The following is a 13,459-nucleotide window of genomic DNA, read 5'->3' on the forward strand; positions in this document are numbered from 1 at the left end:
TTTTTTGAAATGATTTACTGCGTTTACTCTTCGATATGGTTTTGATAGCTTCCAATACAATCTTTATTTTCTTTTGAATTTAATTTAATTTTTATTGCTAATTTTTTGTTTCCTGTTTTTTTCTACTTTGTTTACCGATTTAACAAGAGTAAGAAATTAACTTAATTTTGTGAAGATTAGCAAGGGAGTTATTCATGCAACATTTTCGCAGAAACCAGATAGCCTTATTGATCGCATCGATCTTCATATCATCCGCACCGGCAACAGGCGCCACGATTCATGTCGATGGTTCATTTCCTTATACGGCGCAATCCAACACAGGGACTCACGGGACGAGCGGGGGCAGTGAAGGCGCCGGAGCCGGGTATGTCTTATCGCCGAACCCGGAAACTACCGCAGCGGATAACAGCGTAAGCGTCGGTAGTGGCATCACAATAACCGGCGGTGATGGTGACGCGGGCGGCGACGGCGGCGACGGAATGTCCGGTAACAATGCGACAATCACTAACGGCGGTGCGATTACTGGCGGTGAAGGTAGCTATGGCGTTAGCGGCATTGGTGCAGGCGGTGTGGGAATATCGGGTACTGACCTGTCGATAACCAATTCTCGTACTGGCTCCATCACTGGTGGCGAAGGGGATAGACGTTCCGCTAGCGGTACGGGTATCTCTGGTGACAGCCTGATGATAACCAACGATGGCGCGATTACCGGAGGCGATGGCAGTTACGGATTTGATGACAACGGTGGTACGGGCGGCATTGGCGGCGCTGGCATATCCGGTACCGATCTGACGATTATTAATACTTACCGTATTACCGGTGGTGACGGTGATTCCAGTGGTGAGGGAGGCGATGCCATATCGGGTTCCGCGCTGACCATCACCAACAGCGGCGCTATTCTCGGCGGCGGAGGGGGATATGGCTACGATGGGGTTGAAGGTGGCAATGCCGGTGCCGGAATTACCGGCAATAATATGGTTATTGACAATATTGCCAGTGGGTCAATTACTGGGGGGCGAGGCAATTCCAGAAAATTAGGGGGCGATGCCATATCAGGTTCCGCTCTGACCATAACCAATGGTGGCACTATTCTCGGTGGTTCGGGAGGGTTTGGCTATGGAGCGCTCGGCGGCAATGCCGGGGCGGGAATATCCGGCAGCGATATGGTCATTGACAATATTGCTCGTGGGTCAATTACGGGTGGTCGAGGCAGTTCCGGAAGCTTAGGGGGCGATGCCATATCGGGTTCCGCTCTGACCATAACCAATGGCGGCGCTATTCTCGGTGGTGCGGGAGGGATAGACGACGATGAGAATGGCATCAGTGGCGGTAATGCCGGGGCGGGAATATCCGGCAGCGATATGGTCATTGACAATGTTGCCCGTGGGTCAATTACGGGAGGGGAAGGCAGTTCCGGAAGCGTGGCTGGCGATGCGATATCGGGTACCGGTCTGAGAATCACCAACGGCGGATCCATTGTCGGTGGCGAAGGGGGGTTTGGCAGCGGAGGCAATGGCGGAAATGCTGGCGCTGGCATATCTGGTAGCGAGATCGTCCTTGATAATTTAGCCGGAGGTTCTATTACCGGCGGTGAAGGCGGCAGTGGCGGCCTGGACGGCCTCGGCGGCGCCGGAATGCCTACCGCTGGCGGTACGGGAATACTTGGCGATAATCTGACCATCACCAACGGTGGTTCCATCACCGGTGGCGAAGGCGCCTATGCCAGCGGTGATACGACAAGCCCGGACGGCGCGGACGGCGGCACGGCTATATCCGGTCACAACCTGACCATCAGCAATCTGGCTGGCGGCACCATCACTGGCGGAGAGGGCAATTACAGCGGCAGCAGAAATAATACTAACACCAGCGACGGCGGCAACGGCGGCGTCGGAATATTCGGTGACAGCCTGAGGATTAACAACAGCGGTTCTGTCGTCGGGGGCAAAGGCAGTTACGGCAGCAACGGCGGCGCTAACGGCGCAGGTGGCGCAGCGATATCCGGCAGTAATCTGGCGATCATAAATAACCACACTATTACTGGCGGTGCGCCCTACCGGAGCGGTGGCGAAGCGGGCGCGGCTCTCAGTCTTACCGGCGGCAGTAATCTGCTGACGCTGAATACCGGCTCGGCTATCACCGGTGATATCCGGCTGGCCGACGGCGCGAGCGACAGCGCGACAACGTTGCAGATAGTCAGTAATGACGAGGTAAACCGGGCCATCAACGGTAATCTGACGGTGGGTCAGGCGGCAAGCGTCACGCTGGCAGAACAACCGATTGAATTTTCCGGTAACGCGTCGTTTGCCGACGAGTCGTCGCTCACCCTTGGCGAAGGCGTCAGCCTCAAGGCGGCGTCTCTCTCGGTTGGCGATAACGCGTCGATTAATGCCAATATCACCCACTGGGATATGCACGACATCCTTCTGGTTGAAACCACGAACGGTATTACGGGCGCGTTTTCTTACAGTAATGCCCTCGTCGCGGGCATGAGCCAACCGGACTTTGCCTATATCAACGCTGGCTCTCGGATCATTCAATACTCCCTGTACTGGAACGGTCTGGACGCCGATGCGCACGGGACGTTCACGCTTGATGAGGGCAGAACCTTCGATCTCGGCGTCGCCCTGGCTGACAATACGGCGCACGTCAACCCGGCCTGGGACGGTAAAAGCCTGACCAAAGCAGGAGAAGGCACGCTGATACTGTCAGCGGAAAATAGCTATACGGGGTCGACCTATGTCAGCGAAGGCATGCTGAAGACGACGACGGCGAATGCATTCGCCAATACCTCCGGCGTAACCGTCGGCGAGGAAGGGACGCTTAACCTGAACGGCAACAGCCAGACTGTCAACGCGTTGGATAACCGGGGAACCCTGCTGATTGATGACTATGGTGTTCCGCCTTCTTCCCCTCTTAGCGTCATGCTGACTGGCGACGTGACTAACAGCGGCAATATTATTCTCAACAACAGCGCAACCAGCGCCGGGAATACGCTGACCATCAATGGCGACTATGTGGGTAACGGCGGTAATCTTTCGCTGGGCACCGTTCTCGGCGGTGACAGCAGCCTGACGGATAAGCTGGTGGTTACCGGCAACGCGACCGGTACGACCTATGTGCAGGTTAGCAATGAGAATGGCTCAGGGGCATTGCTGCATGAAGGGATTAAAATCATTGAGACCGGGAGTTCTACGGCAGATGCCTTTGTACAACGAGGCCGTATCGTGGCGGGAAGCTATGAATATCACGTGAAGCAGGGAACGGCTTCCGGTAATGACAGGAATAACTGGTATTTAACCAGTCTGACGGACACTCCTGATCCTGACGACTCCTCTGAGGTTGTCAATAACGATCGGCCTGCACCAGGCGATTCCTCTGATGCAGTCCACATCTATCGCCCTGAGGCCGGAAGCTATGCCAGCAACCTGGCGGCAGCGAATACGCTGTTTAACACCCGGCTGCAGGACCGTCAGGGAGGAGCATGGTATACCGACCCCGCTACCGGGGAACGCCATATGACCAGCTTGTGGCTGCGCACGGCAGGCGGGCGCAACAAGAGCCGGATGTCTGACGATCAGAACACATCCTCGTCCAACCGCGTTGTCGTGCAGGTCGGCGGCGCGTTGCATCAGGGCAGCACAAACGGTACTGATAGCTATCAACTGGGCGCAATGGCGGGCTATGGTAAGCAGGATAACGACACCCATAACAGGCTCTCAGGCTACGGTTCTCGTGGCGAGGTGAGCGGCTACAGCGCCGGTTTGTACGGAACCTGGTACCAGAACGCCGTGGATAAAACCGGGCTGTATGTCGATTCCTGGGTACTCTATAACTGGTTTGATAATACGGTTAAAGGTGATGAGATTGCTCAGGAGCGCTATAAAAGCAAGGGGCTGACGGCGTCGCTGGAGTCGGGTTACGCTTTCCACATGGGATCATTCACGACGGCAGGCGACATAGAAAGTAACGTCTATCTTCGCCCACAGGCGCAGGTCACCTGGATGGGGGTGAAGGCTAACGACCATACCGAGAAAAATGGTACACGGGTTCAGGGCCAGGGTGACAATAATATTCAGACCCGTCTGGGCATGCGCCTTTACGCCAATGGAAAAAGCGCCACGGAAAAAGGAACCGTACGCGAGTTTGAACCCTTTATCGAGGCGAACTGGATACACAACACGAAGCAGTACGGCGTCACGATGAATGACACGAGTACTTCCCTGCAGGGAAGTCGAAACGTCGCTGAGGTGAAAGTGGGCGTCGAGGGGCGGTTGACCCGGGATCTCAGCGTGTGGGGCAACGTGGCTCAACAAATGGGTAATAACGGCTTTCACGACACGAGCGGTGTGCTGGGGATAAAATACCAGTTCTAACCGTCCGATATGCCTCCCGTCAACCCGGCTGAGAAGCCGGGTTGACGTTTTATTCTTACCGCCACGTTGCGCGGTAAATATTCACTGAAATTTGCGAATACCTTTCTGTTATCACTCCGTTGTATGAACAATTGCGCAGCATTCCTACTTTCGTCTTAGTGTCGCTCTGCTTTGCCACTGCCAGAGTATAGATAACCCCCTGATCTGGAGGCGTTATGAGCTGGCGACCTATTCTGTTCCTTATTGTTAACCCATTCCCGCTATTAAGCGCGCCGCGCGGACGGCTGCGGCTGGTACAGGGTTAACGGGATCAACGTAGGCCTGATAAGCGTAGCGCCATCAGGCATGCGTCATGTCATTTCTGAGAAGGGTTCCGTTCGCCTTATGTTCATTGCTTCTCTGGAAACAACTCACCCGCGAACGTGTTAAGGGCGTTCTCCGCCACGCCCTTAACAATCCCGGCTCCCCGCGAGGAAAATCGCCACGTTGTGGTCCATTCGCCTTATGCCGTCAGCCTTTCGGGTCGGGGCCGAGCCTGCATCCCTGCAGGCCGTCCCCTCCGCCCGCTTCCCTGCGGGCGGACCCGGTCAGCCGTCAACGGCTCATCGATTTTCACGCCGGACCAACGGCATCGCTTCAATTTCCTGCTCTACAAACAAATTCTTTTCGCTTTGAGCAACAGTAAACTGCTCAGGTGGTCAGGTGTGGATTGGTCCGGCTGAAAATTGCCGACGTGTTTCCGGAGGGCAGGGGGAACCCGCAGGGATGCGGGTTCAGGGCGCGCGAAGCAGGGATGCTGAGTCGCGCCCGACCCGGTAGCCCGGAGGAATAAGCGGAGGGTATCGCGAAGCGACAATTTTCCCGGCCGGGAGCCTGGGTTGCAAGGGAGGCGGCGGCGAGCCTCCCTTGCCCGTTCACGTACACGATAATTCCAGAGAGGCGACGCACATAAGGTGAACGGAAAGATCTCCCTGGTAAACATATACAGCGGTTGCCGGATGGCGCTTACGCTTCTCCGGCATCGAAAACATCGAAAACCTACGCGGCGTCCGCTAACACAAACATCCCGTACGGATGGATTTCGAGGAAATACTGCTCGCCAATATCCGGTTGCAGACGAGTGGCGTTGACCTGTAACAGAATTTCCTGCCCATGCCACTCCACCGTCACCTCATACTGCGGTCCCATATAGGCCACATGCCGAATCACGCAGCGCTGACTCTCCTCGCCGCGATCGCTTAAGGTAATCGCTTCCGGGCGTACGCCCACGGTACCCTTACCCTGGGCTGCAAAGTGCGCGGGGCGGGGCAGGCGATAGCCGTAGATATCGACCGCGTCATCGCTAAAATGGGCCGGGAACAGGTTAGCGTCGCCCATGAAGCTGGCCATAAAGCGGGACGCAGGCTGACGATAAAGATCCTGCGGCGATCCGATCTGCATGATATGCCCCTTGTTCATCACCAGCACGGTGTCGGAAACCGCAAAGGCTTCGCTTTGATCGTGGGTAACGTACAGCGAGGTGATATCAAACTGCTTTTGCAGCTCACGGATCTTATCGCGCATGCTGCGGCGCAGGTTGGCGTCGAGGTTACTCAGCGGTTCGTCAAACAGCAGCACCTTCGGTTTGAGGATCAGCGCGCGCGCCAGCGCCACGCGCTGCTGTTGGCCGCCGGAAATCTGATCCACATAGCGGTCCTCGAATCCTTCCAGATCGACCATCGCCAGCGCTTCTTTTACCCGCGTCTTCACATCGGCGCGCGACACGCCCAGCATCTTCAGACCGTAGCCGACGTTTTCTCCCAGCGACATATGCGGGAACAGGGCATACGACTGGAACACCATACAGATATCACGCTGCTGAATAGAGCGATGGGTGACGTCCTCGCCATCAATAAAAATCTGCCCTTCGCTTGGTTTTTCCAGACCGGCGACCAGCCGCAGAATCGTGGTCTTGCCACAGCCGGACGGACCAAGCAGCGTCACCATCTGCCCTTGCGGGATGGTGAGATTGATATTGTCGATGACCGTGTTACTGCCGAATCGTTTGGTGACGTTGCGCAGTTCAACGAAATTTTTCTGACTCATAGTGCGCTCCATTACGCCTGGTTTTTGGCTTTAGACCGGGAGATACGCGCTTCCCCAATCAGCCAGTCAAAGATGAAAATAATCGCCAGCATCACCACGATCAGAATCGACCCGTAGGCTATCGCCACGCCGTATTCGCCGTCTTCCACGCGGTTCAGGATGTAGGCCGTTGCCACGCGGGTGTCTGGCGTGACGAGGAAGACAATAGCGCTGACGGTCGTGATGGCGCGCACGAAGCTGTAGATCAGCGCCGAGAGAATAGCCGGACGCAGTAGCGGCAGCAGAATGTGCGTAATGGTGCGTAAGCTCCCGGCACGCAGACTGAGCGAGGCTTCATCCAGTGATTTATCGATCTGGCCGAGTCCGGCGATCCCGGCGCGAATACCGACCGGCACGTTACGCATCACCATCGAGATAATGACAATGGCCGCGGTGCCGGTGAGGTACACCGGGGCGCTGTTAAAGGCAAGGATGTAAGAGACGCCCGCCACGGTGCCCGGTACGGCAAAACACAGCATGGTGGTGAACTCGATGGTCTTTTTGCCTTTGAACTGCTGGCGCACCACAACCCAGGCGATCAGCAGGCCGAAGGCGGCGGTGATCGGCGCGGCAATTCCGGCATACAGCAGGGTATCGAGCAGCGAAGGCCATGCGCCGTCGCTCATCCCCTGGCCAAACAGCTTGATAAAGTTATCCAGCGTCAGGGTGTAGTCCACGCCCCAGTTCACGGTGAAACTGCCGTAGAAAATACTGCCGTAGAGCAGGGCGTTAAAGGCAATCCATATCGCCAGGATAGCGACCACGCTCCAGACCAGGGTGACCGGCAGCGGCTGCACGTCGCCACGGTATGATTTCCCGGAGACGGTGACGTAAGAGCGCTTGCCAATCCACATGTACTGTACGCAGAACACCAACAGCGAGAACAGCAGCAGGAAGGCACCGAGGGTACTGGCAGCCTGGTAATCGAGCTGTGAACCGGTGATGTAGAAGTAAATTTGCGTCGCCAGCACATCGAAGTTGCCGCCGAGCACCAGCGGGTTACTGAAGTCGGCCAGCGACTGGACAATAACAATTAAGAACGCATTCGCCAGCGCCGGTTTCAGCAGTGGGACAAACACGCCGTTAAACGTCTGCCAGCGACTGGCGCGCAGGGTGTATGACGCCTCTTCCAGCGACGGGTGAATGGTTTTGATTGCGCCATCGAGGATCATAAACGCCATTGGGGTAAACGCCAGCACCTGCGCCAGCCAGATACCGGTAAACCCGTACAGCCAGTTGGTATTGGTCAGCCCGAACCACTCCACCATCAGTTCGGTCACGTAGCCAGAACGGCCCATCATCAGCGTAACGCCCAGCCCCACGACAAATGGCGGCGTGACGATCGGCAGGATTGAGAAGATACGGCCAATAACGGCGCTGCGTTGGGCGATACGGGTGGTGTAAATGGCCAGCACCAGGCCGAAGAAGGTACAGCCGACGCCCACGGCAATCGACAGGGCGATAGAGTTGAGGATCACCTGAATGATATGCGCCTGCGATAGCACATTCATAAACGCCAGCGGCGCGAACGCCCCCGCGTCATTGGTGAACATCGGGATGAAAATGGCGATGCTCGGCCAGACGATAAAGATACCGATGAGTGCCACGATGGTGACCAGCGAACCAATCACAAACCGGTCGCCGCCCAGCCATTCGAGACGGGTCAGCGCCAGGGTCATGATTGCGCCCAGTGCGACAAACAGCACGATGGTGGCGTAGCCTAAACCGCGCCCTTCAACGGTCGCGCTGATGACGATAAAAGCGATGCACAAAAAGGCCCAACTGGCATCGAAGTAGTGGCGGCTACGCTGTTCGCGCCGGGCTTCGTGGAACGGGCGCACCAGCAGCAGGCCTGGCAGCAGATACCATAGCCAGCTGATATTGAACTGTGACCAGCCGTAGGCCTCGAGGATTTCATCGCCCGTGGACTCCAGCAGACCGTAATCCAGGCTCCAGCTCGGCAGCAGAACGAAGGCCAGCCAGCCGAGTAAGACCCAAAGGAATATCGCATCCCGCTTTTTCACGGGATGGAGTGCAAGTGTGTGTGACATACGTTTTCCGCTGTTCAATCCCGAACAGGCCGGATAAGCGTGAGCGCCATCCGGCATTCAGGGTGACGATGATTGCCGGGTGGCGGCGTTGCCTTACCCGGCCTGCGTAACCTTAACGTCAGGAAGTCATCGTGTGAGCTTATTTACCCATCTTCACTTCGCTGACCCATTTATTGATCAGCGCCTTACGGACGTCAGTTGAGCCGTATTTATCCATGTCGTAGTTGATAAGCTTCAGGTCGTCGAGTTTCAGCGAGTTCGGCGAGGTTTCGGCGGTGGTGTTGGTCAGGATCTGATAGGACTTACCTTTCTTCCACGCCAGTTCCTGTGCGTCTTTCGACAGTACCCAGTCGACGAACAGTTTGGCGTTGTCGAGGTTGCGTGCCCCTTTCAGGATGCTGACGCCGCCGATCTCATAGCCAGTACCTTCACACGGAGAAATCAGCTCCAGCGGCGCACCCTGTTCTTTTTCCAGCGAGTAGTCGTGCAGGAAGCCGATGCCGATGGCCGTTTCACCGCGGGCGGCGTTACGCGCCGGGGCAATGCCGGATTTGGTGTACTGCGAGACGTTGGCGTTCAGCTGTTTCAGGTAATCAAAGGCCTGATCCTCCCCCCACAGCTGGGCAAACGTCGCCAGCGCGGTGTAGGCAGTGCCGGAGCTTTGTGGGTCGGCAATCTGAATTTCGCCTTTGTATTCCGGTTTGGTCAGATCTTTCCAGCATTTCGGCACCGGCAGATTTTTCTCTTTCAGGCGCTGGGTATTGACGCCGAAACCGAGGATCCCCACGTAGACCGCCGACGAGAGGTTGCCCTTCACTTTCGCCGGATCGCGGAATTTCTCCATCACCTGTTCCAGGTTCGGGGATTTGTACGGCTGCAGCAGACCCATTTCACCGGCCTGCGACTGCGGGTCCAGCGTGCCGCCGTACCAGACGTCAGCCTGTGGGTTTTTCTTCTCGGCATCGACCTTCGCCAGCGTGCTGCCGGAGCCGTTGCGGATAAACGACGTTTTCACGTCATATTTATCGCCAAAGGCTTTGGTTTCTGCTTCGCACATCTCGTTGGTGGCGCTGCAATAGACCACCAGACGACCTTTGGCGTGCGCCGCGCCCGATAAGGTCGCCAGCGCAACGGCGGAGGCAATCAGAGTAGAGGTAAGGGTCATTTTCATTGTTTTATCCTTTGACTGAGAGTGGTGGTGATGCCCGCCATCAGCAGCGGCATCAGCAGTAAACCCATAAGTACCGCGACGACCGAGAGCAAACTGAACATTCCCGACCAGCCGTAGCGTTCAATGACCAGCGACAGAGGCCAGCCCGCCAGCGCTGCCCCCAGATAGGCGAACAGGCCGAGAAAACCCGTGATTGAACCTGCCGCCGCTTTGTGTCCACATTCCACCGCCGCCAGGCCAATCAACATTTGTGGGCCAAAGACAAAAAAGCCCACCGTAAAGAAACAGACTGCCAGCAGGGCGTAATGATGAACCGGCGCCAACCATAGTGCGGCGACGGAGACCATCAGTCCCAGCGTAAACAGCAAAATCATTGGCGCCCGCTGACCGCTAAACAGCAGGTCCGAACCCCAGCCGGCAAACAGCGCGCCGAGAAGACCGCCAACTTCAAACAGCATCACCGTGGCGTTGGCGCTGAGCAGGTTGACGCCGTGACTTTCCGTCAGCCAGATGTTGCCCCAGTCGTTGAGCGCAATGCGGATCAGATAGACCAGTACATACGAAACGCCCAACAGCCAGATCATCGGGTTTTTCAGCATCGTGGTACGCAGCATTTGCCACAGCCCCATCGGCGGACTCTGCTGCTCCTGGCGCAATTCCAGCGGATCGTTACGCCAGTTGCCGACGGACGGTAACCCCTCTTCCTGGGGCGTGCCTTTTAGTTGCAGCGTTAACCAGACTCCCAGAGCCATGCTGATTATCCCTGGCATCAGCATCGCGGCCTGCCAGCCCCACCAGTGAGCGGCGAAGGCGCTGATTAGCGGGATAATCGCCCCGCCAATGTTGATAGACATATTCCAGCAGCCCCACCAGAAGCCGCGTTCGTTGCGCGAGTACCAGTGGGTCAGCAGGCGAGCGCAGGGGGGCCATCCCCAGCCCTGAAAAAATCCGTTGAGCGTCCAGACCGCCAGCAGTAGCGTCAGCGACTCACCAAAGGCAAACACCACGTTCAGCAGGCCGGTGGCGAACAGGCCAACGCCCATAAACCCACGCTGTCCGTGGCTGTCATGCCACAGTCCGGCGGTAAATTTCGACAGGCCGTAGGTCAGATAAAACAGGGAACCCAGTAGCCCAATGTCGCTTTTATCCAGCCCAAGATCGGTTTGCAACGCTGGCAGCACGTAGTTCACGCTTTTACGCGTCAGATAAAACGCGGCGTAACCGATGACCATGCACATCAGCAGTCGCGGACGCAGCGTGCGGTAACGTTGATTGATTTCAGATGCTGCGCCTGCGTGCATAGCCGTCTCCGTTTTGCTGACTATAAGAAAGAGAAATCAAAAGGGGATGAGAGAAAGTCCGGAGTGACTAGGACTTTTTCCTGGTCAGAAGGCGATTTGTTGCAAATTTGTGGGCAAGTTAACACTTACCCGCGTACCGTGCCGCGACTCCAGCGCCAGTTCGCCCCCGAGGGCGCTGACCCGCTCGCGCATCCCCTGAATGCCAAAACCGGCCATTTTGTCGGCACTGATCCCCACACCGTTGTCGGTCACGTCCAGATGCAGCACCTCTCCCTGCTGACGCAGGACAATCCGCACCTCGCTGGCTCTGGCGTGTTTACAGACGTTGTTGAGCAACTCCTGTAACAACCGGTAGAGAGTGAAGCGCACCGTTTCATTTTCGGGCGTGGCGGTGAGTTGATAATCAAACTGGCAGCGAATACCGCGCTCTGTAAAGGCAAACTCGTTGAGCAGATGGAGCAACGCCTCTTTGAACGACAGTTCGTCCAGCGCGGGGGGGCGAAGCTGGCGCAACAACTGGCGGGTAGAGTGGTGGATCCGTCGGGCGAGATCGTTGATCTGGCTGGCGGCGGCCTGGGCTTGCGCCGGATCGTGCGCCCGTTTCACCAGCTGCGACTGGATCTGAATGGCGGTGATGTTCTGTCCAATCTCGTCATGCAGTTCGCGCGCCAGGCTCTTGCGCGTATCTTCTTCGGTATGCACCAGCTTCTCGGCCAGCGCCCGCCGCGCCGCCAGTTCCGCCTCCAGGCGCTGGCGGTAATGGTGCAGGTTTTGCGCCAGATGTTGCTGACGACTGATAGCGATCCCCAGACCAATACCGAGCAGCGACTGCGTCGCGAGAAAGATCTCCAGTTCAACCAGGTTGCTGAACCCCACGCCGACCTGGCGGGCGATGGTGATCATCATGCTGCCCAGCAGCCCTGAGAGCACGCCGCCCTGCCAGCCGAACTTCCACGCCATGACTACATTGGGCAGAAACACCACGATCAGCAGCAGGCGCTCAATCTCTGGCGACAGCACCATCTGGGTACCAATGCCAATGATAAAAAACAGACTGCACCAGATGATTAACGAGGTACGCAACGGCGGGTTATTGGTGTCCAGCCCCAGCAGGTGATAGCGATGCTGCTGGCGCAGAAACTCGAAGATCAGATAGACAAACGGCGTCAGCAGTACTCCACCGGTAAATGACGCCAGGCCGAGCAGCATCGCCGGACTTTTGACAAACGGTGACAGCAGGGCGGCGTTGAGCAATGAGGCCGCCGTTACTGTGGCCAGCAGCAGCGTCAGCCGCTGCCAGTAAAGGGGGAAACGGTACCAGAAGGTCTGCGTGAGACTGGCAGGGATCACGCTGATGAGCGGCGTGGCCAGCAGAATATAGCCATTGAGCAGTTGCTCACTGTGCAGCCAGAGCAGCATCAGCATCGGCGGCAGCACCAGCGCGGGCCAATAGCGGCGTGAAAGCAGGATCAACAGCGCCAGATAGACACCGTGCGGCAGGAACAGCGCCGCCTGCTGGCCGTTATGGGTCAGATAAAAACCGAGCGTCCACAGCATCAGCCAGCCGGTGCCCCATGCCAGCATAATAAACAGCGAGATGACGGCGTGGCGGAGGTTGCGTGACATCAATGCCCCGCCAGCAGTTGGTGGTCGAGGGCGAAATGGACCAGCTCAATGGTGCTGTGGCAGTTCAGTTTGCCCAGCACGTTGGCACGATGGACATGCACCGTTTTATGGCTGAGATCGAGTTTAAAGGCGATTTCCTTAACGCTGTCGCCTTTGATCAGTAAATCAAACACTTCCCGTTCGCGCGGGGTCAGTTCCGCCAGCACGGGTGATGATGGCTCGCCGCCGCGCAACGCCCGCAGCGCATCGGCGCAGAGATAATGCCCGCCCAGGCCAACGGAACGAACGGCCTGCACTAACTCTTCCGGCCCGCAGCGTTTGGTCAGATAGCCGCTGGCACCCGCATCCAGCGCGCTCTGCACGAAGGTCGGCGTGTCATAGATACTGAGAATAATGGCGCGAAACTGCGGCCTCTGTGCCCGCAAGCGTTTCAGTAAGCTCAGACCGTTTTCGTCCGGCATGGCGATATCCATCACCGCAACGTTAACGTCGTCGCGCAGTAAAGCAGGCCAGGCTTCCGCTGCGCTGCTGAACTGGCCTGCGACGTCGAGGTCTTCTTCGAGACTGAGTAATTGCGCAAAGCCAGAACGCACCACCACATGGTCGTCCACCAGCACCACACGTATCATGATTTTGCTCTCTTGCCGGATAATGACTCTATGATGCCTGGCGCCGCTGCGCTGGCAATCAATCAGGTACAGTTATGGAATGAATGTAACAAAATGGCAATATTTGGGGGCGCAGGGGGCAGGCGTTTTCATGTCACTTCGGTAAAAGGTTCCGTTCGCTTTATGTTCATTGTTTCTTTGGAAC

At 56.9% G+C, this 13,459-nt stretch carries 7 protein-coding genes; 1 reads left to right on the plus strand and 6 read right to left on the minus strand.

Annotated features, from left to right (window positions below):
• The first annotated feature begins 194 nt into the window (after nucleotides 1–194).
• On the plus strand, nucleotides 195–4,373 hold the full coding sequence (locus OGY35_RS13460) for an autotransporter outer membrane beta-barrel domain-containing protein (protein WP_286632530.1): 4,179 nt from the start codon (nucleotides 195–197) through the stop codon (nucleotides 4,371–4,373).
• Nucleotides 4,374–5,411: 1,038 nt separating this feature from the next.
• On the opposite strand, the gene fbpC is transcribed toward OGY35_RS13460, so the two are convergent.
• From fbpC to OGY35_RS13490, 6 genes are all read right to left on the minus strand, one after another.
• Nucleotides 5,412–6,458 (minus strand): ferric ABC transporter ATP-binding protein, encoded by a 1,047-nt coding sequence (fbpC, locus tag OGY35_RS13465; protein WP_152405715.1) that lies wholly within the window; start codon nucleotides 6,456–6,458, stop codon nucleotides 5,412–5,414.
• A gap of 11 nt (nucleotides 6,459–6,469) precedes the next feature.
• Nucleotides 6,470–8,548 (minus strand): ABC transporter permease, encoded by a 2,079-nt coding sequence (locus OGY35_RS13470; RefSeq protein ID WP_286632531.1) that lies wholly within the window; start codon nucleotides 8,546–8,548, stop codon nucleotides 6,470–6,472.
• A 139-nt stretch (nucleotides 8,549–8,687) separates the two neighbouring features.
• Complete coding sequence (locus OGY35_RS13475; RefSeq protein ID WP_152405713.1) at nucleotides 8,688–9,719, minus strand: ABC transporter substrate-binding protein; 1,032 nt, start codon at nucleotides 9,717–9,719, stop codon at nucleotides 8,688–8,690.
• Nucleotides 9,716–11,044 carry an MFS transporter family glucose-6-phosphate receptor UhpC gene (uhpC, locus tag OGY35_RS13480; RefSeq protein ID WP_286632720.1) on the minus strand — a complete coding sequence of 443 codons (1,329 nt, stop codon included), beginning with the start codon at nucleotides 11,042–11,044 and terminating at the stop codon, nucleotides 9,716–9,718. The genes OGY35_RS13475 and uhpC overlap by 4 nt, the downstream gene beginning before the upstream one ends.
• 60 nt (nucleotides 11,045–11,104) lie before the next feature.
• The gene (locus OGY35_RS13485) at nucleotides 11,105–12,646 is read right to left on the minus strand and encodes an MASE1 domain-containing sensor histidine kinase (RefSeq protein WP_286632532.1); all 1,542 of its coding nucleotides are present in this window, start codon (nucleotides 12,644–12,646) and stop codon (nucleotides 11,105–11,107) included.
• Entirely contained in the window at nucleotides 12,646–13,275 is a 630-nt protein-coding gene (locus OGY35_RS13490) for a response regulator transcription factor (protein WP_152405710.1), read from the minus strand. Before OGY35_RS13490 ends, OGY35_RS13485 begins: the two co-directional genes overlap by 1 nt.
• Between the last annotated feature and the right edge of the window lie 184 nt (nucleotides 13,276–13,459).

This window comes from Citrobacter sp. Ct235, from assembly GCF_030332305.1.
Lineage (GTDB): Bacteria > Pseudomonadota > Gammaproteobacteria > Enterobacterales > Enterobacteriaceae > Citrobacter_A > Citrobacter_A telavivensis.

Excerpts from the sequence above, each read along its gene's own strand:
- fbpC (WP_152405715.1), bottom strand. The coding sequence starts at position 6,458 with ATGAGTCAGAAAAATTTCGTTGAACTGCGCAACGTCACCAAACGATTC.
- OGY35_RS13475 (WP_152405713.1), bottom strand. The coding sequence starts at position 9,719 with ATGAAAATGACCCTTACCTCTACTCTGATTGCCTCCGCCGTTGCGCTG.
- OGY35_RS13485 (WP_286632532.1), bottom strand. The coding sequence starts at position 12,646 with ATGTCACGCAACCTCCGCCACGCCGTCATCTCGCTGTTTATTATGCTG.
- OGY35_RS13460 (WP_286632530.1), top strand. The coding sequence starts at position 195 with ATGCAACATTTTCGCAGAAACCAGATAGCCTTATTGATCGCATCGATC.
- OGY35_RS13490 (WP_152405710.1), bottom strand. The coding sequence starts at position 13,275 with ATGATACGTGTGGTGCTGGTGGACGACCATGTGGTGGTGCGTTCTGGC.
- OGY35_RS13470 (WP_286632531.1), bottom strand. The coding sequence starts at position 8,548 with ATGTCACACACACTTGCACTCCATCCCGTGAAAAAGCGGGATGCGATA.